Here is a 25,098-nt window from a genome sequence, read left to right on the forward strand (position 1 = left end):
GGCATGACATTTCTCGCACTGGATATTGGCAATACGCGGCTCAAGTGGGCGCAGTACGCATCTCCCCGACCCCATGCCGAATTGCTGGCCCAGGGTGCCGAGTTTTTGGAAAACATTGACAAGTTGTCCGAAGGTGCGTGGAAGGGCTTGGCGGCACCGCTGCATATTTTGGGCTGCGTGGTGGCGGCCGATGCCGTCAAGCGCCGCCTGCAGGAGCAAATGGAACTGTGGGATGTTGAGCCGCAGTGGGTGGTGGCCAGCGAGGCCGAAGCCGGCCTGCGCAACGGCTACGACCACCCTACGCGCTTGGGATCAGACCGTTGGGTCGCGATGATAGGCGCCTACCACCGGGTGCGGCTGCACGGGGCGCCCCGCCCCATGGTTGTGGTGATGGTGGGAACCGCGGTAACGGTGGAAGCGGTCGATGCGACTGGAAAATTCCTCGGCGGCTTGATCCTGCCGGGCCACGGCATCATGCTGCGCGCCATGGAGTCCGGCACGGCCGGCTTGCACGTGCCGACCGGTGAGGTCAGCTTGTTCCCGACCAACACCAGCGACGCACTGACCAGCGGTGGCACCTATGCCATTTCGGGTGCTGTAGAACGCATGGTGCAGCATGTGCGCCAGCATTGTGGGGCTGAGCCCATGTGTGTGATGACGGGTGGTGCAGGCTGGAAAATGGCGCCGCATATGTCGGTACCGTTTGAGTTGGTGGACAACCTGATTTTTGACGGCCTGCTGCAGCTAGCTGCGGTGCGGTTCCCGAAATAAATTAAATATCCAGAAGCTGCGAAGAATCGGTATCGGTATCGGTGGCGCGGCGGCGCTCGACCTCGACAACGGAACTGGATTCGAACATGTGGTCGACAATCGTCGCCTCCGACTCGCCGTCGCGTGGGCCGGCCAGCAGCGCGCGGTCCACCATGCGCATCATCAGCGCACGGGCAACCTCCGGGCTTTCGCCATGCAAGTCAAAGGTGGCGTTCACGGTCAGTCGGACCGTGGTCAGGTCGGGTATGCGTTCGGCCAGGCGCTGTACGGCGCCGGTGTCTTGCAGCGCCGTGCCATCGTGGCCCACAAACAGGATGCGGGCCGGGACTTTGGGTGACAGCACGTGGGACATGCCCTGGGTGTTGACGACCAGCATGGTGCCATTGGCAAAGTCCCTGGCCCAGGCCGTCTTGCCGCCTTGGAAGCCGCGTATCGTGAAGCCATATTCACGGGGAGAAACAAAGAAACGGCCGGTGGAATCAACGGCCGGGTCATCCACTTCCAGGTCGTCGTGGATGAACACGTAGCGCACCACGCCAGGGGAGATTTGCCGATGAATGGCTTCTGGCAAGCCTTCCGGCTTTTCCCGGGAAGTCAACTCACTCCACTTGCTCACGGCCGGCTCCCTTTGCGCTTCAGCGCTTTAAGTGTGCATCGTACTAATTTTATTGCTGGGCAAGCCAGGCCTCAGCCAGCTTGACCCAGTAGGTGGCGCCCAGCGGAATCAGGCTGTCGTTGAAGTCGTAGCTGGGGTTGTGCAACATGCATGGACCGCCGCCATGGCCCATTTCGCGGTGGGCTCCGTCGCCATTGGCAATAAAGGCATAGCAGCCCGGCTTGGCCATCAACATATACGCAAAGTCTTCGGCGCCCATCGTCGGCTCCTGGGCGTCAACATTGGCATCGCCGACGATGCTGGCCATGACCTTGCGCGCAAATTCCGCCTCCTTGGCCGAATTAATGGTCGGCGGGTAGTTGCGCACAAATTCAAAGCTGCATTCCATGCCAAAGGCCGCAGCCGTGTGTTTGGCGATTTCGCCCATGCGCTGCTCGATCATGTCCAGCACCTCGATGCTGAAAGTGCGCACGGTGCCCTGCAGCTCACAGCTGTCAGGTATCACATTGGTAGCCTCGCCGGCGTGGATCATCGTCACTGAGATAACACCCGCATCGATGGGCTTCTTGTTGCGGCTGATGATGGTCTGGAACGCCTGCACCATCTGGCAGGCCACCGGCACCGGGTCAAGGCCGTTGTGGGGCATGGCCGCATGGCCGCCCTTGCCGCGTATCGTGACCTTGAATTCGTTGCTGGACGCCATCACCGGGCCGGCGCTGACGGCGAACTGGCCGACCTCGGAGCCCGGCCAGTTGTGCATGCCGAACACGGCTTCCATGGGAAACTGTTCGAACAGGCCGTCCTTGATCATTTCGCGTGCACCGCCACCGCCTTCCTCGGCGGGCTGGAAGATCAGGTAGACCGTGCCATCGAAATTACGCGCTTTGGAGAACTGCTGGGCTGCCGCCAACAGCATCGCTGTGTGGCCGTCGTGGCCGCAGGCGTGCATCTTGCCTGCATGTTGGCTGGCATGGGCGAAGGTGTTGAACTCCTGCATCGGCAGCGCGTCCATATCGGCCCGCAGACCAATGGCCCGGCCGGAGGTGCCCGCCTTGACAATGCCGACAACGCCGGTAGTGCCCATGCCACGGTGGACTGGGATGCCCCACTGCGCCAACTGGGCCGCCACCACGTCGGCAGTGCGTTTTTCCTGAAAGCACAGCTCAGGGTGTGCGTGGATGTCACGGCGAATAGCGCCTATGGCCGGCGCTGCGGCAACCAGTTCGGGGATAAGCTTCATATCAGGCGTATTGATGGGGTTAAAACGACATTATTGCGCCGCAGGCTTTACCATGACGGCCATGCCAGATTCAACCACTTCTATCGCTTCTATCCCTATTGCAAGCACCCGTGACGTACTGGGCGCCTGCCCGCACGACTGCCCGGACACCTGTTCGCTGGTGACGACCGTGCAGGATGGCATCGCCATCAAGGTGCACGGCAACCCCGCCCACCCCCACACCGACGGTGCGCTGTGCACCAAGGTCTCGCGCTACACCGAGCGCACCTACCACCCCGAGCGCATATTGCACCCGCTGAAACGCACCGGCCCCAAGGGCTCGGGCCAGTTTGAGCGCGTGAGCTGGGACCAGGCGCTGGATGACATTGCGCAGAAGCTAACCGCTATTGCCGCCAAAGGGCCAGATGCGGCCCAGGCGATTCAACCCTACAGCTATGCTGGCACGATGGGCCTGGTGCAGGCCGAGAGCATGGCGGCGCGCTTCTTTCACCAGATGGGCGCCTCGTTCCTGAACCGCACGATCTGCGCCACGGCTGGCGGCGAGGGCATGGTTCAGACGCTGGGCCGCAAGGTCGGCACCAAGGTGCAGTTCTTCGCCGAATCCAAGCTCATCATCATCTGGGGCAGCAACTCGATTGCCAGCAACCTGCATTTCTGGCGCTATGCCCAGGTGGCCAAGCGCAATGGCGCCAAGCTCATCTGCATAGACCCGCGCAAAAGCGAGACTGCAGACAAGTGCCACGAACACATCGCACTGCGCCCCGGCACCGATGCAGCGCTGGCGCTGGCGATCATGCACGAGCTGATCACCCACGACTGGCTGGACCATGACTATATTGCCCAGTACACGCTGGGCTGGGACGCGTTGCGCACCCACGCGCTGGAGTGGACGCCACAGCGTGCGGCCGAGGTCTGCGGCATCACCGCCGAGCAGATCCAATCCCTGGCGCGTGACTACGGCGGCTGCTTCCAGCGCGGTGAGCCGGCCGCCATCCGCATGAACTATGGCCTGCAGCGCGTGCGCGGCGGCGGCAACGCCGTGCGCGCCATTGCTTGCCTGCCGGCGCTGATCGGCGCCTGGCGGCACCGGGCGGGCGGCGTGCTGCTGTCCAGCTCTGGCACCTTCCCGGTGGATGCCGCGGCGCTGCAGCGCCCGGATCTGCTGGCCGGGCGCACACCGCGCACCGTCAACATGTCCACGATTGGTGACGACCTGCTGCGCCCCGCTTCGGCGGAGTTTGGCCCGGCCATCGAAGCACTGGTGGTCTACAACAGCAACCCGGTGGCGGTGGCGCCCGAGTCCAGCAAGGTGGTTCAGGGCTTTGCGCGCGAGGACCTTTTCACCGTGGTACTGGAGCATTTCCAGACCGACACGGCCGACTACGCCGACTACATCCTGCCCGCCACGACGCAGCTGGAGCACTGGGACGTGCACCTGAGCTACGGCCACACCGATGTGCTGCTGAACCGCCCAGCCATCGCGCCGGTGGGCGAGGCCAAGCCCAATACGCAGATCTTCCGCGAGTTGGCGCGGCGCATGGGCCAGTACGACCCCGGTTTTCTCGACCCGTGCTTCGCCGACACCGACGAAGACCTGTGCCGCGCCGCCTATGGTCCGGCGGTCGACTTCGAACTGCTGCTCAGCCAGGGCTTTGCCACGCTGGAAGGGGTTGACGCGCCGTTTGCCAGTGGCGGTTTTCCCACGCCGTCTGGCCGCTGCGAATTTTTCAGCGCGCGCCTGCAGGCCCAGGGCCTGGATCCGCTGCCCACCTACCTGCCCAACCACGAGGTGGCGGGTAGCTCCACGGCGTATCCGCTGGCGATGATCTCGCCGCCAGCGCGCAACTTTCTGAACTCGACATTTGTCAATGTGAAGAGCCTGCGCGACATCGAGGGCGAGCCGATCCTGGAGATGCATGCGGAGGACGCTGCGGCCCGGGCCATCCCCTCAGGTGCCGTGGTGCGGGTGTTCAACCAGCGCGGCGAATACCTGTGCAAGGCCGTGGTCTCCAAGCGGGCGCGCCCGGGTGTCGTCAACGGGCTGGGCGTGTGGTGGCGCAAACTGGGGCTGGCTGGCACCAACGTCAACCAACTGACCAGCCAGAAGCTCACTGACATGGGCCAAGGCCCGACCTTCTACGATTGCCTGGTCGAGGTTGCATTGGACCAATAGGGCTGTAGCCCTCGTGGGACGCGCGTAAGCAGCTATGATTTATGTAGCAATTTGCAGCAACCCCGCCTTCAGGCCGGTTTGACATCGATGTGGTACACGCCCCAGGGACACAGGCCAAAGCGCTGTTTCAGCGGTTTGTCCTTGAAGTCCGCGATGTTGTCGGCGTCGTAGACGGCCCACTGCGGGCCCAGTCCGCCCAGCGCCAGCGGCTGGCCATCCATATGCGTCGCCAGCACCATGCGGTAGCGCCGGATATCGGCCAGGCTGATGGCGACGTTGTAGCCATCCACCGCCCGCAAGCCGACCAGCACGGCGCTGGTGGGCGCTACACCCGCCGCTTCCAGCACGGTGCTGACCAGCGGGCCGGACAGCGTGTGGACCTTGGCGTCGTATTCCAGCGTGGGCTTGATCTGCACACTGGGCAGACGGTGCAACGTGGCGGCGTCCAGTGTCAGCGCCTTGTCGAACTGCACGCCATGCTTGGCCATCATCTGGTCCAGCGCAGGATCCAAGGCACCCCGGTTGCTCTTGCTGATGGCCGGCCCGCTGACGGTCAGCAACACTGGCCCGCGGGCTGCGGGAACGCCCGCCTGTGCAGACGCCACCGGCAAGGCGCCCAGCAGTACGGAATGGCTCAGGAAATCACGCTTGTTCATTTATAACTCCAGAAAGGCGGTAGCCGTGTACGCAGGGTATGGTGGCGGTAAAAATCATTCTAGCCACGCGTTGCCGCCGCGGTTCTTGTACAGTCTCGGCATGCCATGCGTTGCCACCACAACCCCGACCATTGCGCCACTGTGACTGTCCACAGACTCCTTTCCGTTGCCGTTGTCGGTCTTGCCGCGCTGTTGCTGGGTGGATGCGGCACCACGCCCACCGCGCTCAGGGCGCAAGGCGTGCCGGATGGCATCGAATACCCGGCACGGCTGACACCGGAGCAAGCCGGTGACGTCACGATCTACGCCATAGGCTTGGTGGGCACGCCCTACCGCTACGGCGGCAACACCCCGCAATCGGGCTTTGACTGCAGCGGACTGATCGGCCATGTCTACCAGACGCGCGCGCAGATTGCACCACCGCGCACCGTGGCCAAGTTGAATGGCTGGGGCTATCCGGTGGCGACCCAAAACATCCGTTCAGGCGACCTGGTCATCTTTTCGCAGCGCGACGTGGTCACCCATGCAGGCATTTACGTGGGCCAGGGACGGTTTGTACACGCGCCGTCCAGTGGCGGGGACGTGCGGTTGGACTACTTGGCATCGAAATACTGGTCGGCGCAGCAGACCAGCTTTCGTCGTCCGTAGGGCATAACCCCCTCACGTTGCCGTGTTCCAATAGGGTACCAACTCTGTGTCGCTACTGAAGAACCCATGAACCACACTACCCAAGGACTGGAACGGTTTGTAGAAGCCCAAGACCCGGTTTACCAAAACGTCGTCGCCGAACTTTCAATGGGGCACAAGGAAACGCACTGGATGTGGTTTGTCTTTCCGCAACTCAAGGAGTTGGGGCGTAGCGCCATGGCCAAGCGCTACGGCATTGAATCGGCAGAAGAGGCAAAGGCCTACCTCGCGCATCCCGTGCTGGGCCAACGTCTGGTCGAATGCACCCGTCTGCTACTGGCCCAGAGAAACGCTAACGCCTTTGAGATTTTTGGATCCCCTGATGACGTCAAGCTGCGCTCCTGCATGACGCTGTTTTCTGTCACGGCTCCCCAAGAGCCGGTATTCAGCCAGGCCATAGACATTTTTTTCAACGGCAAGGCTGACGAGGTCACTGTGAAACTGCTCGGACCTGCAGTTACCAAGAAATAGCTGGCGTAACCCCCACGCGGAGTCAAACGGTACGGCTCCTTGGGTGTGCTCGCGAGTCGTCAACGCGTCGCTCAGAGCCTTCGACTGCCAGGGCCGTGCCACTGGATGGGTTTCACCGTGGCGGTTGTCTGCCCCGAGCACCCTTTGCACCCCCCACCGCACGCCACTTTTGATGGGTTCACCGTGGTACCCGCTGCGAGAGCAGACGTATCGCCAGCGATCGACAACACGCACAGCCTCAGCCGCGCTTTCCAGGTGCCAGGTAGCATGTAGAACAAGCTATACGCAGCGCACACCGCTACGAGGGCGTAGACGATAAGGTATTCCCACATAGCCGAATGGTTTAGGTGAGCCATAGGGCGACCCGGTAGGTAATAAAGGCAGCGACGTAGGCAAGCGCAAACAAGTAGCCCGCCATCAACAGCGGATAACGCCACGAGTTGGTCTCGCGTTTCACCACCGCCAACGTCGACAGGCATTGCGGGGCAAAAACGTACCAGGCAAGCAAGGAGTAGGCAGTTGCCAGTGACCAGCCACCGGCGATCAATGGAGTCAGTGCAGTGGCGGTTTCGCCTCCGGTATTTGACAGGGCATAAACAGTCCCCAAGGCTCCCACTGCAACCTCCCTGGCGGCCATTCCGGGCACCAGGGCAATGGAAATCTGCCAGTTGAATCCAATTGGGTGGAAGACTACTTCCAGGGCGCGGCCGATCATCCCTGCAAAACTGTATTGGATAGCCGCGCCAGCGGCGTCGGGCGGCGGCCCGGGAAAGGTGGCAAGGAACCACAATACAACCATCAACGAAAAAATGATGGTTCCAACGCGCGACAAGAAGATGGTCACGCGTTGCCATAAACCCAGCGCAACGCTATACACACTCGGTATGCGATACGGCGGCAACTCCAGCATCAAAGGCTGGTAGTGCGGTGCGCTGGACAATTTTTTGTAGACCCATCCAACCGCCATGGCCGACACGATCCCGGCAACGTACAGCGCAAAAAGGGTAAGCCCTTGCAGCCCGAAATAACCGATATTGCGCTGCGGGACAAAAGCGCCAATCAACAAAGCGTACAGAGGAAGCCGTGCAGAACACGTCATCAACGGCGCAATCATGATTGTGGCCAAGCGATCCCGCGCGTTCGGTATCGTGCGGGTTGCCATGATTCCGGGTATGGCACACGCAAAGCTCGACAGCAGCGGAATGAACGCGCGACCGGATAGGCCCACCTTGCCCATCAGGTTGTCCAGCAAGAATGCAGCGCGCGGCAAATAACCGGATTCCTCCAGCACCAAAATGAAGAAAAACAGAATCAGGATCTGGGGCAGAAAAACCAGAACGCTACCGACCCCGGCAATGATGCCGTCGACCAGCAGGCTGCGCAGCATGCCCTCCGCCATATGTCCATTGACCGCATCCCCTGCGGCGGCAACCGTCTGCTTGATCGCATCCATCGGCAGATTGGCCCAAGCAAATACCGCTTGAAAAACCAGAAATAGCAGGGCGGCCAGCAGTACCAGACCGTACACCGGATGCATGACGACCGCATCCACACCGTGGTTAAACCGATGGATCTGGGAAGCATTGGGAACTGCGACGGCGAGGATCTGGTTTACGCGCAACTGCAACGCCGTCGTATCCGGCGCAGAGGTACGGCCATCGTGTAGCGGCACTCCACCTGCCGTGGATCGCGCCGCGGTCAACGCGGACTGCACAGCGGTCAACAGCGCCTCGCGCCCGTTGTCTGCCGCTGAGCCAAACCACTGGCGCCATGGGCTATTGCGAACCGCCACCGTTTCAATGACCAACACCCCCAATTCCTGGGCAAGCCGGGCTACATCGATCCGCAGGCCACGCGCGCGCGCGACATCCATCATGTTCAGCGCCAACACAACCGGGCGCCCCAGGTTGCACAGCTGCAGTACGAGGCGCAAGCCCATACGCAGGTTGGTCGCGTCCACCACGGCAACAATAACGTCGGGTGCCGGTTCGCCAGCGCGCTGCCCCATGACTACATCATGGGTTACTGCCTCGTCCACCGTCGCGGGGTTCAAGCTGTAGACACCGGGAAGATCAAGCACCGAGACCACAGGCCCCTCAGGAAGCTTGGCCCAACCCTCCTTGCGCTCAACTGTCACCCCTGCGTAATTGGCCACCTTTTGCCTTGCGCCAGTCAACAAATTGAACAGCGCGGTTTTGCCACAGTTGGGGTTGCCTACCAAGGCAAACGTAGCTTTGCCCAACCCTTCTGCCGCGAGTGTTGGTGATGCGATAGCTCTCACGCCCGTACCTCGGTGTTGGGCAATGCACGATCGGAGGTCGATCGAACGTCGACGTGTACACACGCCGCCTCGACCGCGCGCAGCGCAAAGATGCTGTCACCGATCTGTACGGCCAAGGGTTCGCGACCGCCCGGGCCCTTGCGCAGAACCGTCAGGCTCTCACCTGGCAAAAATCCCAGTTCAGCCAAGCGACTCAGCAGCGACGGGTCCAGGGCAGAGTCCCGTGGCGTACGCAGCTCTTTCACCGTCGCGGCACGTTGCGGCATCAGATCCAACAAGCAAACAGACTCCAACATAGATATTCCTTGCGGCTGCACCACGTCGTTAACAAAGCAAGCAGTCAACCCCTATCGGTGGGCCTACAGCTGTAGACGGCACACAGGGTGGGACACCATCCTCAGAAATGAGAATGGGAGTGGTTATCACTCATTGTGATTGTAGTTGACCGGCTAGCGGCGCAGGACCCGTCTCCATGCATGGACCGTACACACAATAGGCCATACCAGGCCGATCCACCAATGCGTTACCGAAAGTGTGTCTCGCCACGAACCCGGGCCGTACAAAAGACCTAATCCCGCCACAGACAGAATTGCGCAGAAGACGACCGTAAAAACACCCATGGCCCAAGTCCATTCGCGCGTGCGCCGACCCCAGACTTGACGAATATGGGGCCATACCCAACGACCTAACATCGTTAAAAAAACCCAGGTCAAAACGCCATGTGCCACCGTTGCGCATCGCTGCAGGTTTTCCTGCCAGGCTGGCAACTCGGCTACGGAGTCTCTACCAAAAAGATGCATGGTCACACCCGTCAACCACAAACTGACGGTGAGCGTGACTAGCCACCCAACAGCGGTTGTGCTCCATCCGGCGTGTCGACGCGCGTTTTGCATGCTTAAGCTCTCCAGAGCAAAGCGCCGTGCGTGCGCAAGATGCGCTGAAGGCGCGGACAAACCGGCGCAGATTGCAGCCCCCACTTGGTCAGCGCATCGGCCGTTACGCAGTCCCTTGCGTAGACCGTGCAGGTAGCCCATCCGCCTATGGACCTGGCGCGTCCGGAGGGAACAAACTCCGTGTTGAGTGCTTTCCCGGTCGATGTCGCCAAGGCAGCGTTGCGTATAGATTTCAGCCCGTTGAGCTTCTTGACGCGATTTGGCGCGTTGTGACTGCGAACTTGAACAGGCCAGTCCCAAACACCCGAAGCACGGAGGTCCCCTCCCGCATTGACCAAAACTGTGTGGAGGCCGCTGGCATTGAGGACAGTGATTGCTTGGTCCACGGCGTAACCCTTCGCAATTCCACCCAGATCCAGGCGCATGGGACGCCGGAGATAGACAATATCCTCACCCATAATAGAGAGATCTTGCAAGCACACGTCAGGGGAAAGGCTCAGTCCAAAGAAGGCCGGGCGCCTGCTCTGCCTCGACAGCCGGTTCGCTGCCAACACCGGATCAAAAGCACCGAGGCTGGTTCTGTACCAGTATTTGGCAAGACGCAATACGTTTACCGTGTGCGAAGAAACCGTCGCTTGCGACTCGGGCGCCGCGCGGGCTATTCGCGCCAGGTCAGAGTCCGGGCAATGGGCACTCATGGCTTGCTCAATACTGTGAACCGCCTGAAAAGCCTGGTCTATGGCTTGGTGCACACGGGCCAACGCATGGCTGTCTGCAAATGTCTCTGCCGGGATCTGAACCTGTATCGTGACCAGTGTCCCCAACAGCGCGCGCGCTCTTTGCACCAGCCGATGCAGCGCACCACAAGTTTCGCCACTATGCACGTCAGCTTCCAGAAACCTGCAACGTCTGGGCAATGGCGCTAAGGCGCTGGGCACCTTGTGTGACGTGCTGACATGACAATGTCGCCCCGGAAATGTTGCGAATGTCATCCCCCACGCGTATCTGCCCCGCGCCCTTTCGACCAACAAATTGCTTACGCCAAGAAGCGTTGCGAATTTCGGCTCCGTGGGACTCCCGGTACGCCAGAATTTCAAGTCCCGTCATGCTGCCGTCTGCCGAGAATCCGACAGCGTAATCGATCAGTTCGTACTTACCAATCACGCGGTCGGCCATCACCCAGCCAAGCCGCTGCCCGCCGGCCGTGCCCACCCAGCATTGCGGTGCAAATCCCCGCGGCACAGAGGTTTGCGTAATCGCGGCCAACTCGGCAATCCGCGCAGCATCCAGAACCAATGGCATAGCGGTAAAGCCACTGGCTTGTGGCAGTAGCAATTTCTGCGCTTGTTCGATATCCAGAAACGTGGTCGCGAACGCAGGCAAACTCCACACGGCACCGACAGTTGTACCCACGACAGCGAGATGTCGTATCGACTGGCGACGAGAGATCATGCTTGCACCCTTAAGGACTCTATCCCGCCATTGTCACTTAAAAGTGGAAGCCAACTCCCAAGTTGAAACGGTCGAGATTGCTGTCGTTCAGGTAGCGCTGCACATCCATCTTCAGGACCACTTGCGGATTCAAGTAAAAGTTGGTTCCCACTGTCCACACGCGGGTGTCTGGCTGTATCGATGGCGCAAGCCCCATACCCAGACCAGAGAACCCACGCGCAGTGTTTAACTGCTCGTAGCGAACAAACGGAGCCAGCGAATAGTCACCCTTCTGCCACAGGCGGTACGCGGCTTGTGCGTATGCGCCGCTGAATGTGCTGGGTACCGGTGTGGGCTGGCCGGCGAAAGTAGCGTTCAATTCGTCAACATTGTTGAATTGGCCTGCAGCAGCCAGCAAGGAAAAGTCCCAGTTGCCGGGTTGCCACCGGGCATGCAATTCAGTCAGCAAAAGGTTGGCGTCAGGCGCCGCGAAGCCAACTTGACGGTGTCCGACACCACCAGTGAACACGCTTCCCCCAAAGTTCAGTCCAGGGATGCCGTTGTAATTCAGCGCTCCGTAGATAGCCAAGTTCCTAGCCTTCGCGAATTGGCCTTCTTGGTGAATGGCCGCCAATGGTGACGTTTGGCCGTCAGTACTGGCCGCATCCCATTTGGTCAAATCAAAATTGGTGACCAGTCCGGCGTCCCAGCGCAAACCGGCCTCCGTGGTTCCGCGCAATCCGAAGCCCATTTCACGCCATGTACTGGGAATAATGGCCGTTTCAACCAGGTTGCGATCCACGCCGTAGAAGTGCGTTGGCTCATGTACTTCATTCACATAACCGATGGGCATCAAAAATAGGCCAGCCTTGGCCGTCAAGTTTTTGCTCAGGTCATGCTCAACGTAAAACTGTTCAAAGGCTACTTCGCCGCGGTCGCCCGCGGACACGACCGCATTCTCGATTTCCAACTCCGCTGCAAACCGTGTTTGCTCGTCAAAGCGGTAGGCCCAACCGAGAACACCACGGCGCACTGTGGCCTCTGCGGCCGCCGGGTCGTTCGAAGGTCGCTTGTAGGTCATCTCCCCGTATCCAAAGAAGTTCAGGCCACTGCCGCCGTTGTAAGCGGGCGCACTGTGCGCTGCCGATGCTTGAGCAGGTTCCGGGGTATTTTGTGCGGCTACCGGCGGAGCGACCTGCGCAATTGCTGTAACTGGCGTGCTGTTGCGTTTGAGCGAGTCCAGTTCACTGCGCACCTGCAGCAGTTCTTCGCGCAGGCGCTTGATTTCACCCAAGACTTCGGCATTGCTCTGCGCAGCGGCGGTGGTGTGAAGGCTAGCGACTGCGGCGGCGGCTATCAAGGTGAGTTTTAGAGTGTGTTGCATGGTCTTGTCCTTATGTTGATTCGTTCTTAGGGTTTGTAGCCGTCCGTGAGCGTGCGCAAGAAAGCCACCACGTCCTGGATTTCTGCTTCCGTCAAAGATGGGGCATCACCAAACTTTTTGTTGTATGGGGCCTCTGTCACGTTCACGTTCCCGCGTAGCTCGGCTGGCAGGTCGTTGTATGGCGTGGGGTTCCCCAATGCATCCATCGGAAACCAGAGGTCCGCGTTCGTATCGCGCGTAACGTAGAAGCGCACCACCTGCTCCAGCGAATCAAACTGTCCATTGTGGAAAAAGCGTTTGCGCAGACCAACATTGCGCAGGCTTGGGACCTTGAATTTTCCGCACAGATCCGTACGGGATACCAAGTCGGCGCGCGCAGGCCCGCACAACCCGACATCAAAATAGGTTGCATCTGTGTTCGCTGCGATGGTGCCGTTACGTGCAATACCCAAACTGTCGTACGTGAAGTCAGTAAATAGCGCGCCTGGCGCGTTTGCTGGTTTGGTGCTGGGGTGGCAGGCCGCGCAATTTCCTTTGTCTTCGCGGTTGAACAATGCTAGCCCACGCAATTCCGCGTCCGTCAGCTTGGCCGCACCACGGGTGAAGGCATCGAACTTGCTATTGAAAGCGGCAAAGTCGGGATCCTCGCGCTGGTAACGCTCAAGCGCCATAACCATCCGATCGAAAGCGGTGTTCGGGTCAGAAAGAATGTCCGCCCCAAACACAGCTTTGAACTCATCGGCATAGGACGCCTTGGCAAGTTTCAAGACCAGGCTGGCGACGTCCAGATTGCCCATCTCGTTGTCACTCAAGAACGGACGACGCGCCTGATCCGCCAAGGTGTTGGCACGACCATCCCAGGTAAACCCTCCTGTGGGCGTGCCGTCGGGCGCAAAACGAAAGGCCGAATTGAAGCGCAAGTATCCCAACGCCGGTGGCAACCGTGTTCCCGGCTGGTCCAGATTAGCCCCGCCAAATGCCACCGGTGTCGCAAAAGGGGAAGCATGCCCCATGTCTGGATCGTGGCAACTGGCGCACGCCAATTTTCCAGACGCCGACAGACTCGGGTCCCTAAATATCTTTTGTCCAAGAGCAGCCACCGCACCCAGTGATTCGGAAGCGGGGGCAGTTGTCGGTTTATCCGAACCGCCGCACGCAGTGAGCGCAACTGCAAATACTAAGCCTGAAGCGATTGAGAGGGCTACGCGCAATACGGAACGCTCCCCTCCGTTGGACTGACTGTTTTCGGGTCTCTTACTGACGAGCATGCATTTACCAGCGCTTAACGTTGGCCCTTTTTGAGTTGGTGTATGTGTGACCTCCGTTCACGCGAGGCCAATGTGCTCACAGAACGTTGCCTTCGCGCAGGACATACGGGCGAGCCCTACGGAATGACAGCTGGCGCAACCGTGGAGATTGTATCTATTAAATGCGAATAACTCGCATTCGTATGCCAAATTTTTGCCCCGCGTCTTACCGGTGGCCTTTGGACCATGCTCTTCGGTTACGCATTGTTACTTTCAATCCCATGGGGTTCGACATCCACTTTCGCAACACGATCGTTATAAGTTTGTCACCGAACCGAAAGGTTCTTTCACTTGAGGAGACTTTTATGAGCATGACAAATCCGAACCAACGTATTCATCCCGTCATCGCAGTAGCAGCGGTGTCAGTCACTGTGGTGAGCTTGTTAGGCATTGGCGCATTGACGGGTCTGTTGCCCAGCTCCCATGGCGTTACCGCACGCGCATCAGCCTTGTCCAGTCAAATCGCTGAAGAACCGGCTCGCGCATCCCTGCCCGCCCAACACGACATGCCAGCGAAGGCAGAGGTGCAAAAAATTGTTACACGCCCAGTGCAGGTGCATTCGAAGGGCTCGCAACAACAGCCCGTTACCCAAACTGCGCAAAACCAAGCAGCACCACCCCCTGCGTCGGCACCTGCACAACAAACCCAGCCGGCGGCCCAGCAAAACAGCCCGGTTGGAATTGGAGTGGGCGCAGTGATCGGTGGTTTGCTTGGTAACCAGGTCGGCAGTGGAAACGGGAAGACATTGGCAACCATCGCTGGTGCAGTGGGTGGCGGCTACATAGGCAACGAAGTTGCAAAACGGAATCGTTAATAGCTATGAAAACTCTAGTTGCTCTTTCGATGTTGGCGTGCCTGGGACTCAGCGGGTGTGGCGGTGGCGGAGACGCGTATGTTGAAGTGACGGCGCCCGCGGCACAGTTCACCGTTCAGCCGACCTACGAATATTTAACGCATCCAACGATTTCCGGCCTGGAATACCTCAACAGTGCGACCGGGTCAGAGTCCCATTTCACGACAGCTGCCGGCGGCTACACGGGCTACACCGGCGACGACACGGTCGCATTCGTGCTGGGTGACATCTTGCTGTTCACTCTACCCGGGGATTTACCGCACGAATACGCGTCACTTTACGATGCGAACCGTTATTTCAACGCGACTCTGCACAGCGATATTGCCGTTGAAAACTTGATGGCATTCCTGATGGCGGTTGACGATGATGGCGACTATGCCAACGGCATACAGATTTCTTATCCTGTGCGATCGGCGGCGCGCGGTCTTAGAGTGAACTTCAACCAATCGGCGTTCAATTTCCGCAGTGACCCTAACGTCCAGTATGCAACAGCGATACTTTCGGGAAACACCCTATATGGATCACGAGCGCTACCGACTCCGGGGCAAGCGCAATACGCGTTGCGGACACCGTAGACTTCACGCGATCTGCTGGGGTTACGGAGGTGAGCCTGCCCGCCCGTTTTCGATGTTTTCCATTTGAGAAAATGAGGAACACGCACCACGGCCCGTGATCGGCAACGGCTTCTTCTTAACCAAGGGCTTAGCCGTCACAAAAGCGCCGTTACTTCAATGGACAACTTGCGAAGTTGCCGGCTGTTGAACGCTTGACAGTACAACGACCATACTTCTAGCGGTTCACTAATGGTGCGGCTGGCGGGGATCGAACCCACGACCCTTGGCTTCGGAGGCCAATACTCTATCCACTGAGCTACAGCCGCACGGCTGAATAATCAACAACACCGCATATTTTCGCACATCCCCTGGCGCACTCCGCGGCTGCGACTAAGGCCTGACCTTGTTGACCTGCAAGGCGATGCCTTTGGCTCCCACTTGGACGGTCTGCACTGCCGATATCAAGTCGCCAGGTTCGGCTTGGGCCATGCCGGATTTGGAAATCCGCGCCTCTACCTCGACCGTGCCGGCTGTTGAAATACGGGCTTGCGGGCTCATGGCCAGCGAGTCATCCAATGTGAACTGCAGTGGAAACGCAACGGCGGGTACGCGCAAGACGGCAACCGGCATGCGGGTGCCCGGCACGCGGGCGATCACCATCACGGTGTCACCTGCACCGGCCTTGGATTTCAGCGCGGCGTCCAGCTCAACCCGCCCACTGACACTGGCCGAGGCCGCACCAGCCTTGGTGCTGGGGCTGTCGTCGGTAACGGGTTTGGATTTTGTACCGGCCTGTTGTTGAACGGCAGCACCCTTGGGCGCCGTCTTACCGGCCGCCGCGTAAGCCGCCTCAATGGCTTGTTGCAACATGCGTGCATCTTCAGAGTCCGGCTCCACCTGCGGCACCAGCCGCTCCCAGATGCGCAGCGCCGCATCAAACTGGTTGGCGCGGAATGCCGCCGTGCCGGCCAGCCACAGCGCCATCGCGTTTTGCGGATCGACCTTGAGCGCCTTGGCGATCAGTTGGGCTGGCTTGCCTGCAAAGTTACCGTTGGCATTGGTCGCAGCCAGGTCTGCATAGATGGCCAGCAATTGGGCATCGGTGTCCATGAAAGCCCCCGCACGTTCGAAAGCCCGCTCGGCTTCGGCATTACGCCCCAGCATCTTGTAAGAGCGCGCCAGCATGGCCCAGCCCTGCAGGTTGTCTGGTTCCTTTTCCAGTTTCATCGCCAGGTTCGCGACCAGGCGCTCCATGTCTTGGGGCGTAGCCGCGCGTTGCGGCCCATTGACGGCATCCAGCGTGGCCGGGCTGCCCAGCAGAAGGTACAGGCACACGGCCACGATGGGCACCAGCAGGCCGAGTGCCAGCATCGTTTTCTTGGGTGCGCGCACGGTGGCAGCATCGTCGCTCTCACGGGTGTCGTCAATGACGCGGCGTTGCAGTTCGGCACGGGCCTGCACGTAGTCCTCTTCGGCGATCATGTTGTCGGCGCGGTCGCGGTCCAGGCGCGCAGCCTGGTCGCGGTAGATGGCAGCGTTGAACTGTCGGCGCGACACCTGCGTGGATGATTTCTTCCACCAGAAAGGCCGGAACAGCAAAACCAGGACCAGCGCCAATGCCAGTGACCCGGCAGCCAAAAAACCCGTCATGTATCGCCTTCCCGTAACAGCGCGTCGGCGCGCTTGCGTTCTTCATCCGTCAAACCACCAGCGGCACCCTTGATCTCGGCGTTGCGCCGGCGCAGGTATACGAACAAGCCCACTACACCCGCCACCATCAACCCGAAAGGTCCTGCCCACAACAGCCAGGTAGTGGGCTTGACCGGAGGGCGGTAGAGCACAAAGTCGCCATAGCGGCTGACCATGAATTCCTTGATCTCGGCATCGGTCTTGCCCTGCTTGATCAGCGTGCGCAATTCCCGGCGCAGGTCCATGGCCAGGTCGGCCCGCGAGCCTGCCAGCGATTCGTTCTGGCAGACCAGGCAACGCAGTTCTTCGGAGATGACTATCAACCGCTGCTCCACCACCGGGTCTTCCGCCAACAAGACCGCGTCCTTGGCGGCAACGCCACCGCAGGTCAGCAGCGCCAGCAACAGGGCGTAGAAAATTTTCACGATTTCTTCTTCAACTCGTTGATGAGGGGAATGATGGTCTTCTGCATCGCTTCCATCGTGATGGGTCCGATGTGCTTGTAGCGAATGACACCCGCCTTGTCGATGACATAGCTCTCGGGCACGCCGTAGACGCCGTAGTCGATACCGACCCGGCCATCTGCATCAAACGCGGTCAGGTCATATGGGTTGCCGCTGCGCTTCAAGACACCCAAAGCCTCCTTGCGCTGGTCCTTGTAATCCAGGCCGATCAGCGGCGCCACCTTGGCGCGGGCAAACTCCACCAGCACCGGATGTTCCTGCCGGCACGCCACGCACCACGAGGCCCACACATTGAACAGCCAGACCTGGCCCTTCATATCCTCGGGCGAGAACTGCGCGTCAGCCTTTTCAAGCTGGTCGATCTTGAAGGCGGGCGCCGGTTTGTTGACCAGCGGCGACGGCACTTCGCGTGGGTCCAAGCCCAAACCCAGGGCCAAAAAACCCACCAAGACAGCAAACAGTGCGAGTGGGATCAGCGTCTTTGCGTTCATGTGGCGGCTCCCCTAGCCAATACGGCATCGGCAGCGCCGGCCTTCACCTTGATGCGGTAGCGGCGGTCTGCCATGGCCAACAGGCCGCCCAGGGCCATGAACACGCAGCCACCCCAGATCCAGTCCACAAAGGGTTTGAAGTACACGCGAACCGCCCAAGCCTTGCCTTCCAGCGGCTCACCCAGCGACACATACACGTCACGGGTGAAGCCGGCATCGATGGCCGCTTCGGTCATCGGCATCGTGGACGAGAAATAGTTGCGCTTCTCAGGGCGCAGTAATTGGATGCTGTTGCCCCCGACTCGGCTGACCTCAAAGGCGCCCTGGGCAGCACTATAGTTGGGGCCGGGTACATCCTTGACGCCGACCATTTTGAACTCGTAGCCACCCACCTTGACCGTGTCGCCCGGCTCCATGCGCACATCCTGCTCTTCCTGGAAACCGCCAACCATCGTGACGCCGAACACGAACACAGCAATGCCGAAGTGGCCGAAATGCATGCCCCAGAACGACGCGGGCGGCATGCCCGATTTCAGCCGCCGCGCCACTTGGATCACGCCTGATGCGGCAATCCACACCGACAGCGCCACGCCCAAACCGGTCAGCACGGTCCAGCCACCCATCAGGCTGGGTACCAAGCCGCCCGCCACCAAGGCCAGCACGCCGGGTATCCACATCCGCAATGCAATGTCCTTGATGTCTGCGCTCTTCCAGCGCGCCAACGGCACCGCTGCCATCAGAAACAGCACCGGCGTCATGATGGGCACAAACACCGCGTTGAAGTAAGGCGGGCCGACCGAAATCTTGCCAAGATGCAGAGCGTCGATGATCAGCGGGTACAGCGTACCCAACAGCACCGATGCGCAAGCCACTACCAGTAACACATTGCCCGCCAGCATCAGCGATTCGCGCGACACCAGGGCGAAGGAACCACCCAACGCAACCTTCGGCGCGCGCCATGCAAACAGCGCGAGCGATGAGCCCACTACCAGCACCAGCAACACCAGAATGAAGATACCGCGCCGCGGATCGGTCGCAAACGCGTGCACGGACGTCAGCACGCCGGAGCGCACCAGGAAAGTCCCCAATAGCGACAGCGAAAACGCGCCAATGGCCAGCAGCACGGTCCAGCTCTTGAAGCTGCCGCGCTTCTCGGTGACCGCCAGCGAATGCAGCAGCGCCGTGCCGAGCAGCCAGGGCAAAAAAGATGCGTTTTCAACCGGGTCCCAGAACCACCAGCCGCCCCAGCCCAGTTCGTAATACGCCCACCACGAACCCAGCGCAATGCCCAGCGTCAGGAAGACCCAGGCCGCAGTCGTCCACGGCCGCGACCAGCGCGCCCACGCGGCATCGAGCCGGCCCGACAGCAGCGCCGCAATGGCAAAGGCAAAAGCCACTGAGAAACCGACATAACCCATGTACAGCATCGGCGGATGGAAGATCAAACCCGGGTCTTGCAGCAGCGGGTTCAGATCGCGCCCATTCTCTGCTGCGGGCAGCAGACGATCGAACGGGTTCGATGTGAACAGAACGAACAGCAGCAAGCCCGCTGTTACCAGACCCAGCACGCCTATGACGCGGGCCACCATCGCATCGTCCAGTGTGCGCGAGAACTGCGCCACCGCAACCGTCCATCCCGACAGCATCAACACCCACAGCAACAGCGAACCTTCATGACCGCCCCACACTGCGCCAAAACGGAACAGCGTCGGCAACTGGGCATTGGAATGCGCCGCCACGTATTGCACCGAGAAGTCGTTGGTGTAAAAACTCCAGGCCAAGGCCGCGAATGATGCGGCCATCAACAGGAACAAGACCTGTGCGGCCGGCCGCGCAAGCAGCACCCATTCGCGCCGCCCATAGTGGGCACCCGCAATGGGGAGCGTGCCCTGGACCAGGGCTACGCAGAGGGCCAGGATGAGGGCAAACTGCCCGAGCTCAGGGGTCATAACGTGGTGCCGCCTTTGTTCTTTTGTGCCTTGTCCAGCGCGTCTTTGGCTTCGGGTGGCATGTAGTTTTCGTCATGCTTGGCCAGGACTTCGGTGGCGATGTATTCACCGCCGGTGTTTTGCTTGACCTGCACCACGGCACCCTTGCCCTCCTTGAACAGGTCGGGCAGTATGCCGGTGTAGGCCACCGCTATGTCCTGCACCATATCGGTCATCACAAAGTGCACGGTCAGGTTGTCGCGCTTCAGCGATCCGGCCTTGACCATGCCGCCGATCCGAAATTCCCGCAACTTGGGTGCCTTGCCCGCCTTCACCTCGCTGGGGGTTACGTACAGCGCAATATTGCTATTGAGCGCGTTCAACAACAAGGCGGCGGCAATACCGACGGCCACCAGGCCCCCGCCGATAATGGCGGCGCGTTTTCTCCAGGCTTTCACGTGTGATCCATTTCCATCTGTTCGGCCGCAGCCTGCCTGCGCAGGGTGCGCACGGCAAGGGTGTGACGCTGGCGCACCAGCAAAGGTTCCACAACAAAGGCTAAAGCGCAGGCGCCAAAGCTGCCCCACACGTACAGGGCGTAGCCGCCCATTGCAAAGAATTCGGACGCTGAGTTCCAGTTCATGCCTTGACCTCCTGCAATTGCTTGACCCAGTCAGTGTGCGCCTCGCGCTCCAGCACAATGGCGCGCGCACGGGTCAGCGCAACGGCAATCGAATACATCCACAGGCACAGCGCCATCAGCAGCATGCCCCACAGCATGGTCATGGCCATCGACGGCGACTTGGTCAACGACACCGACGAACCCTGGTGCAAGGTGTTCCACCACTTGACCGAGAAATAGATGATGGGCACGTTGACGACGCCGACCAGCGCCAGAATAGCCCCCGCCTTGTCGGCGCGGCGCGGGTCGTCAATGGAAGCCTGCAGCGCGATAAAGCCCAGGTACAGGAAGAACAGGATCAGCTCCGAGGTCAGCCGCGCATCCCACACCCACCAGGTTCCCCACATGGGTTTGCCCCAGAAGGCCCCGGTCCACAGCGACAGGAAAGCCATCAGCGCGCCGGTGGGTGCCAAAGCCTGGGCCATCATGCTGGACAGGCGCGCGTTCAGTGACAGCCCCATCGCGGCCCAGCCGGCCATCACCATATAGATGAACATGGACATCCACGAGGTGGGCACGTGGATGAAAATGATGCGGTATCCCTCGCCCTGCGTGGCGTCGGTGGGCGCCACGAAGAAGCCCAGCCACAGCCCGGCGATGCCAAACACCGCGGTCAGCACCCAGAACACGGGGATCAGCTTGCCCGCCAGTGGGTAGAAGGCCTGGGGACTGGCAAATTTGAACCAGTTAGTCGGTTGTTGCTTGCTCATTCCAATGCAATCCTCAAGGCCGCCGCAGTTGCCCACGGCGCAAAAAAAGTAGCCAGCGCCAACAGCGCCGCCAACAGCGACAAATGCCCTTCGGCGCCCAGGCCCGAGACATGAGCCTCCACCGCACCAGCGCCAAAAATCAACGCCGGCACATACAGCGGCAGCACCAGCAGGCTCAGCAACACACCGCCGCCGCGCACACCCAGCGTCAACGCGGCGCCAATGGCACCGATCAACGACAACAGCGGCGTGCCCAGCAGCAGGGCCAGCATTAGCACGCCCAACGCGCTGGCATTCAGATCAAATTGCAGACCCAGCACCGGCGCTATCAGCACCAGCGGCAGGCCGCTGACCAGCCAGTGGGCAGCGATCTTGCCCACTACCAACCATACCAGAGGGGTTGGCGACAGCGCCATCTGCTCCAGCGTGCCATCCGCATGGTCGGCCGCGAACATGCGCTGCAGGCCGAGCATCGTAGCCAGCAGGGCGCCTACCCACAGCACGCCAGGTGCGATCTTGCGCAGCAAATCCGGCTCCGGCCCAATGCCCAGCGGAAACAAGCTGCTGACAATGACAAAGAAGAACAGCGCGGTCAACACCTCGCTCTTGCGCCGCACGACCAGCAGCAGGTCGCGGCGCAGCGTGGCCCAGGTGGCAAGCACCGCGTTCACAACTGCACCACCCGTCCGTCGGCCAGTGGCACGGCCTGGTGGCTGGTGATGACGGCCATGCCGCCTCCGGCCAGGTGTTCGCCAACCAGCGCGGCCAACAGGTCCACGGCCTTGGTATCCAATGCGGTAAAGGGCTCGTCCAGCACCCACAGGCTGGCTTTGCGCGTGGCCAGCCGCGCCAGCATGACGCGACGTTTCTGCCCGGCTGACAGCACGCGCACCGGCAGCTCCTCGCGGCCGCGCAGTCCAAAACGTACCAGCGCGGCCAGAGCCGCGTTTTCTATGAGGTCGGCGCCATCCATGGCAGCGGCAAATGCCAGGTTTTCCAGCGCCGTAAGGTCTTCTTTCAGCGCGCCGTGGTGGCCAAAGAACAGGCGGTTGTAGCGGTAGCCGGAGTCAGCATCGTGGATGGACCGCCCGCCCCAGCGCACTTCGCCTTCGGCCGGATGCGACAGACCTGCCAGCAAGCGCAGCAAACTGGTCTTGCCGGCGCCGTTTTCACCCCGCACGTGCAGCCACTCCCCCGCGTCCACGGCGAGGTCCAGTTGGGCAAACAGTCGGCGTTCGCCGCGCACGCAGCAGAGGCCGTGTGCGCTCAGCATGAAACGAATTGGAAGATCAATTTGGAAGAAGCCTGGCCCGGGCTTTGTGGCACGCCCTTCAGGGGGAAGGACAACGGTAGCCATTGTAAACAACCCGTCCTGTGGCACCCGTTGGGAAAGGCTATCTCACAAGGGCGTGGCGGCTTGCAAAAGTGCAGGTCTGCCGTGCCCGCTGCCCCAGTCGGGGCGAGACGGCCCGTTATAATCCTACGTTCTTTACGCGCGCGCATCCGACCATTTGAGGACCCCATGAGCAACCACAGCAACGCACCTGGCCACGACGACGAGGCCCACACCGGCCCTATCAAGAATCCCAAGCAACTGTTGCTGGCCGTGCTCTATTCTTTTGTCGTTCCCATTTTCCTGATCATCGGCTTGGTGCACTACGTGACATCGGCCAACAAACCGCTGGCCGGTTCGGTCAACCTGGAGCAATCCACGGTGTCACGCATCCAAAAAGTCGGCAGCGTCGAAATCCGCGATGCCAACCGCCCCATGAAGGCTGGTGAAGAGGTCTTCAAGGCCCAATGCTCCACCTGCCACGCGAACGGCGTTGCTGGCGCCCCCAAGTTTGGCGACGCTGCCGCCTGGGCGCCCCGTATCAAGACCGGCTTTGAAGCTCTGTGGAACTCTGCCCTCAAGGGCAAGGGTGCCATGGGTGCGCAAAGCGGTGGTGACTTTGACGATTTTGAAATTGCCCGTGCAGTGGTCTATATGGCCAACGCCGGTGGCGCCAAGTTTGCAGAGCCTGTAAAAGCTGCACCGGCTGCCGCAAAACCCTGAATTCCTTTGGCCAGGTCTTATTTGCCGGCCTTAGCGCCGGCTTTTTTCTGGGCGCTTGTTTTACATGTCAGATTGGCCTGCAGCCCTCGCCAGTCACGCGTAAGCCGCTCCTATTTTTGTAGCAAATCTTGTACTGATGCTGGACTGCTGACGTAACCATAGTGGGCCGCCAATCCATCACGCTGCGCGGTTTGCACGGTCCACAATCCGGCCTCAACCGCCTGCGCGGCTAACTCCACATCCTGCGTATGGACAAGGCCAAAGCCCAGCGGTGTCTCCAGGTACAACCAGCCCTGCTCGTCTGTCAGGCAGGCCGTGCAAACCGTGGGCTGGCCGGTGTGGGTCTGCAGCGTGTAGTCGGCCTGCACACGCCATATCCACGGCGTGGCGGCCAATTCGACATACACCCGCTGCGGTCCATTCTGAAAAAACCAGCGGCCCTGTTCGTCGGCCATGTAATTGCGGTTGATGAAGGCGATCAGCTTGTCGTGGGTCAGCAAAGACCCCTTGGCGGCTGGCTGCCCGCCGACAAACGGCCCCAGTGACTGCACGCGGTCGTCGCGCATGTACCAGTTGCCGCGGGTATCCAGGCCCAGCCAGCCGTAGCAATCCGGCACGTTCGGCCATTTGGCCATGGCCTGGCGAACGATGTCATCCATGGGTGGAGGTCCTTGTATGGGGTAGGTGTTGCAGCAGCCAGCCGCCGACCGCGTCCGGCATGGCCCACACATGGGCAGGTGGGCGCCCCTGCGGAAAGCCCACGTGGCCGCCGTGTGAGGGCTGCCACAGCGTGACGTGCGAGCCGACCTCCTGTATCGATGGCAAGCTGGACGCCGGCACGAACGGGTCATTGCGGGCATTGACCACCAGGGCCGGTATCTTGATTTGGCGCAGGTGCGGCTTGGCCGACGCCCGGCTCCAGTAGTCGTCGGTATTTTTGAAACCGTGCAGTGGCGCCGTGAAAACATTGTCGAACGCGTAAAGGTCTTTAGCCTGCAACAGCGCGTCGCGGTCGAACAGCCCCGGGTGCTGGGCCAGCTTGCGCAAGGCTTTGGGCTTCATCGTGTTCAGAAACATACGCGTGTATACCAGCCGGTTGAAGCCCTTGCCGATGGCGTGGCCGCCGGCCGCCAAATCGATGGGCGAGCTGACCGCCGCCACGGCCGACACCACTGCGGACGCCGCGGCGCCCATTTCCTGCGCCCAGCGCAGCAGGGCATTGCCGCCTAGCGACACGCCCACGGCCAGGATGGGGCCGCTGTGCTGATCACAGAAACGCTGCAGCACCCAGCCCACCTCTACATGGTCGCCGGAGTGGTAGGCCCGCGGGCCCAGGTTCAACTCACCGCTGCAGCCGCGAAAGTGCGGCACGGCGTAGGCCATGCCATGTTCACGGGCGAAGTCGGCAAAGGCTTGGGCGTAATGGCTGGCGGATGAGCCCTCCAGACCGTGGAACAGCACGAGCAGGGTTTGAGCCGCACCAACCGCAGGCGTTGGAAGCACATCCGGCCGCCGCGCAGGGCCGCCCCAAGCAAGGCCAGCCCCCTCGGGGGGCAGCGCAGTACACGCAGTGACAAGCGTGGGGGCTACCATCCAGTCCACATCAATGAAGTCAGCATCCGGCGTTGTCCAGCGTTCGCGCCGGTATTGCGGCAGCGTGCCCTTGACCCGGCGCGCATACAGGGCGGGCCAGATGGTCTGCAGGTTGCCGCCGGGCAACCACCGGGGTGCTACATAATTCATAGCTGAGTAATCAATCC

At 60.8% G+C, this 25,098-nt stretch carries 27 protein-coding genes and 1 tRNA gene; 7 read left to right on the top strand and 21 right to left on the bottom strand.

Features of this window, described 5'->3' with window-relative positions:
• The first annotated feature begins 3 nt into the window (after positions 1-3).
• On the top strand, positions 4-771 hold the full coding sequence (locus AC097P_RS02020) for a type III pantothenate kinase (protein WP_479608691.1): 768 nt from the start codon (positions 4-6) through the stop codon (positions 769-771).
• 1 nt (position 772) lies between these two features.
• On the opposite strand, the gene AC097P_RS02025 is transcribed toward AC097P_RS02020, so the two are convergent.
• Both AC097P_RS02025 and AC097P_RS02030 read right to left on the bottom strand, forming a co-directional pair.
• Entirely contained in the window at positions 773-1,387 is a 615-nt protein-coding gene (locus tag AC097P_RS02025; RefSeq protein ID WP_479608692.1) for a hypothetical protein, read from the bottom strand.
• 49 nt (positions 1,388-1,436) lie between these two features.
• On the bottom strand, positions 1,437-2,627 hold the full coding sequence (locus AC097P_RS02030) for a M20 aminoacylase family protein (protein WP_479608693.1): 1,191 nt from the start codon (positions 2,625-2,627) through the stop codon (positions 1,437-1,439).
• Between the two features lie 61 nt (positions 2,628-2,688).
• Here AC097P_RS02030 and AC097P_RS02035 point away from each other — a divergent pair, with 61 nt between their 5' ends.
• On the top strand, positions 2,689-4,800 hold the full coding sequence (locus AC097P_RS02035; RefSeq protein WP_479608694.1) for a molybdopterin-containing oxidoreductase family protein: 2,112 nt from the start codon (positions 2,689-2,691) through the stop codon (positions 4,798-4,800).
• A 68-nt stretch (positions 4,801-4,868) separates the two neighbouring features.
• On the opposite strand, the gene AC097P_RS02040 is transcribed toward AC097P_RS02035, so the two are convergent.
• The gene (locus AC097P_RS02040; RefSeq protein WP_479608695.1) at positions 4,869-5,456 is read right to left on the bottom strand and encodes a putative pterin-binding protein; all 588 of its coding nucleotides are present in this window, start codon (positions 5,454-5,456) and stop codon (positions 4,869-4,871) included.
• Between the two features lie 105 nt (positions 5,457-5,561).
• Between AC097P_RS02040 and AC097P_RS02045 the strand changes: the two genes are divergently transcribed.
• Both AC097P_RS02045 and AC097P_RS02050 read left to right on the top strand, forming a co-directional pair.
• On the top strand, positions 5,562-6,104 hold the full coding sequence (locus AC097P_RS02045; protein ID WP_479608696.1) for a C40 family peptidase: 543 nt from the start codon (positions 5,562-5,564) through the stop codon (positions 6,102-6,104).
• Positions 6,105-6,170: 66 nt separating this feature from the next.
• Positions 6,171-6,614 carry a DUF1810 domain-containing protein gene (locus AC097P_RS02050; protein ID WP_479608697.1) on the top strand — a complete coding sequence of 148 codons (444 nt, stop codon included), beginning with the start codon at positions 6,171-6,173 and terminating at the stop codon, positions 6,612-6,614.
• A gap of 343 nt (positions 6,615-6,957) precedes the next feature.
• Here AC097P_RS02050 and feoB read toward each other — a convergent pair whose 3' ends face one another.
• The 6 genes from feoB to AC097P_RS02080 form a co-directional block, all read right to left on the bottom strand.
• A complete protein-coding gene (feoB, locus tag AC097P_RS02055; protein ID WP_479608698.1) occupies positions 6,958-8,895 on the bottom strand; it encodes a ferrous iron transporter B in 1,938 nt (645 codons plus the stop codon).
• Positions 8,892-9,191 (bottom strand): FeoA family protein, encoded by a 300-nt coding sequence (locus AC097P_RS02060; RefSeq protein ID WP_479608699.1) that lies wholly within the window; start codon positions 9,189-9,191, stop codon positions 8,892-8,894. The genes feoB and AC097P_RS02060 overlap by 4 nt, the downstream gene beginning before the upstream one ends.
• Positions 9,192-9,790: 599 nt before the next feature.
• A complete protein-coding gene (locus AC097P_RS02065; RefSeq protein ID WP_479608700.1) occupies positions 9,791-10,672 on the bottom strand; it encodes an FAD:protein FMN transferase in 882 nt (293 codons plus the stop codon).
• 1 nt (position 10,673) lies between these two features.
• Complete coding sequence (locus AC097P_RS02070; RefSeq protein WP_479608701.1) at positions 10,674-11,090, bottom strand: FMN-binding protein; 417 nt, start codon at positions 11,088-11,090, stop codon at positions 10,674-10,676.
• 187 nt (positions 11,091-11,277) lie between these two features.
• On the bottom strand, positions 11,278-12,603 hold the full coding sequence (locus AC097P_RS02075) for a hypothetical protein (RefSeq protein ID WP_479608702.1): 1,326 nt from the start codon (positions 12,601-12,603) through the stop codon (positions 11,278-11,280).
• 26 nt (positions 12,604-12,629) lie between these two features.
• Positions 12,630-13,871 carry a cytochrome-c peroxidase gene (locus tag AC097P_RS02080; RefSeq protein ID WP_479608703.1) on the bottom strand — a complete coding sequence of 414 codons (1,242 nt, stop codon included), beginning with the start codon at positions 13,869-13,871 and terminating at the stop codon, positions 12,630-12,632.
• A gap of 260 nt (positions 13,872-14,131) precedes the next feature.
• On the opposite strand from AC097P_RS02080, the gene AC097P_RS02085 reads away from it, so the two are divergent.
• Positions 14,132-14,725, top strand: coding sequence for a glycine zipper 2TM domain-containing protein (locus tag AC097P_RS02085; RefSeq protein WP_479608704.1), 594 nt, complete (start codon positions 14,132-14,134; stop codon positions 14,723-14,725).
• A gap of 5 nt (positions 14,726-14,730) precedes the next feature.
• The gene (locus AC097P_RS02090; protein WP_479608705.1) at positions 14,731-15,339 is read left to right on the top strand and encodes a hypothetical protein; all 609 of its coding nucleotides are present in this window, start codon (positions 14,731-14,733) and stop codon (positions 15,337-15,339) included.
• 229 nt (positions 15,340-15,568) lie between these two features.
• On the opposite strand, the gene AC097P_RS02095 is transcribed toward AC097P_RS02090, so the two are convergent.
• From AC097P_RS02095 to ccmA, 10 genes are all read right to left on the bottom strand, one after another.
• A tRNA-Arg gene (locus AC097P_RS02095) sits at positions 15,569-15,644 on the bottom strand.
• 64 nt (positions 15,645-15,708) lie between these two features.
• The gene (ccmI, locus tag AC097P_RS02100; protein ID WP_479608706.1) at positions 15,709-16,968 is read right to left on the bottom strand and encodes a c-type cytochrome biogenesis protein CcmI; all 1,260 of its coding nucleotides are present in this window, start codon (positions 16,966-16,968) and stop codon (positions 15,709-15,711) included.
• Positions 16,965-17,432 (bottom strand): cytochrome c-type biogenesis protein, encoded by a 468-nt coding sequence (locus AC097P_RS02105; RefSeq protein WP_479608707.1) that lies wholly within the window; start codon positions 17,430-17,432, stop codon positions 16,965-16,967. Before AC097P_RS02105 ends, ccmI begins: the two co-directional genes overlap by 4 nt.
• Complete coding sequence (locus tag AC097P_RS02110) at positions 17,429-17,962, bottom strand: DsbE family thiol:disulfide interchange protein (protein ID WP_479608708.1); 534 nt, start codon at positions 17,960-17,962, stop codon at positions 17,429-17,431. Before AC097P_RS02110 ends, AC097P_RS02105 begins: the two co-directional genes overlap by 4 nt.
• Positions 17,959-19,911 (bottom strand): heme lyase CcmF/NrfE family subunit, encoded by a 1,953-nt coding sequence (locus tag AC097P_RS02115; protein WP_479608709.1) that lies wholly within the window; start codon positions 19,909-19,911, stop codon positions 17,959-17,961. The genes AC097P_RS02110 and AC097P_RS02115 overlap by 4 nt, the downstream gene beginning before the upstream one ends.
• The gene (gene ccmE / locus AC097P_RS02120) at positions 19,908-20,348 is read right to left on the bottom strand and encodes a cytochrome c maturation protein CcmE (RefSeq protein ID WP_479608710.1); all 441 of its coding nucleotides are present in this window, start codon (positions 20,346-20,348) and stop codon (positions 19,908-19,910) included. Before ccmE ends, AC097P_RS02115 begins: the two co-directional genes overlap by 4 nt.
• A complete protein-coding gene (gene ccmD / locus AC097P_RS02125) occupies positions 20,345-20,533 on the bottom strand; it encodes a heme exporter protein CcmD (protein WP_479608711.1) in 189 nt (62 codons plus the stop codon). The genes ccmE and ccmD overlap by 4 nt, the downstream gene beginning before the upstream one ends.
• Complete coding sequence (gene ccmC / locus AC097P_RS02130) at positions 20,530-21,282, bottom strand: heme ABC transporter permease CcmC (protein WP_479608712.1); 753 nt, start codon at positions 21,280-21,282, stop codon at positions 20,530-20,532. Before ccmC ends, ccmD begins: the two co-directional genes overlap by 4 nt.
• Positions 21,279-21,944 carry a heme exporter protein CcmB gene (ccmB, locus tag AC097P_RS02135; protein ID WP_479609457.1) on the bottom strand — a complete coding sequence of 222 codons (666 nt, stop codon included), beginning with the start codon at positions 21,942-21,944 and terminating at the stop codon, positions 21,279-21,281. Before ccmB ends, ccmC begins: the two co-directional genes overlap by 4 nt.
• Positions 21,945-21,949: 5 nt before the next feature.
• Entirely contained in the window at positions 21,950-22,555 is a 606-nt protein-coding gene (gene ccmA, locus AC097P_RS02140) for a cytochrome c biogenesis heme-transporting ATPase CcmA (RefSeq protein WP_479608713.1), read from the bottom strand.
• Positions 22,556-22,804: 249 nt separating this feature from the next.
• Between ccmA and AC097P_RS02145 the strand changes: the two genes are divergently transcribed.
• Positions 22,805-23,338, top strand: a complete 534-nt coding sequence (locus AC097P_RS02145) for a c-type cytochrome (RefSeq protein WP_479608714.1) — start codon at positions 22,805-22,807, stop codon at positions 23,336-23,338.
• Positions 23,339-23,448: 110 nt separating this feature from the next.
• Here AC097P_RS02145 and AC097P_RS02150 read toward each other — a convergent pair whose 3' ends face one another.
• The gene (locus AC097P_RS02150) at positions 23,449-23,997 is read right to left on the bottom strand and encodes a DUF2946 family protein (RefSeq protein WP_479608715.1); all 549 of its coding nucleotides are present in this window, start codon (positions 23,995-23,997) and stop codon (positions 23,449-23,451) included.
• Complete coding sequence (locus tag AC097P_RS02155; RefSeq protein WP_479608716.1) at positions 23,990-25,081, bottom strand: YheT family hydrolase; 1,092 nt, start codon at positions 25,079-25,081, stop codon at positions 23,990-23,992. Before AC097P_RS02155 ends, AC097P_RS02150 begins: the two co-directional genes overlap by 8 nt.
• Between the last annotated feature and the right edge of the window lie 17 nt (positions 25,082-25,098).

The organism is Rhodoferax sp. ZS1R8 (assembly GCF_056521325.1).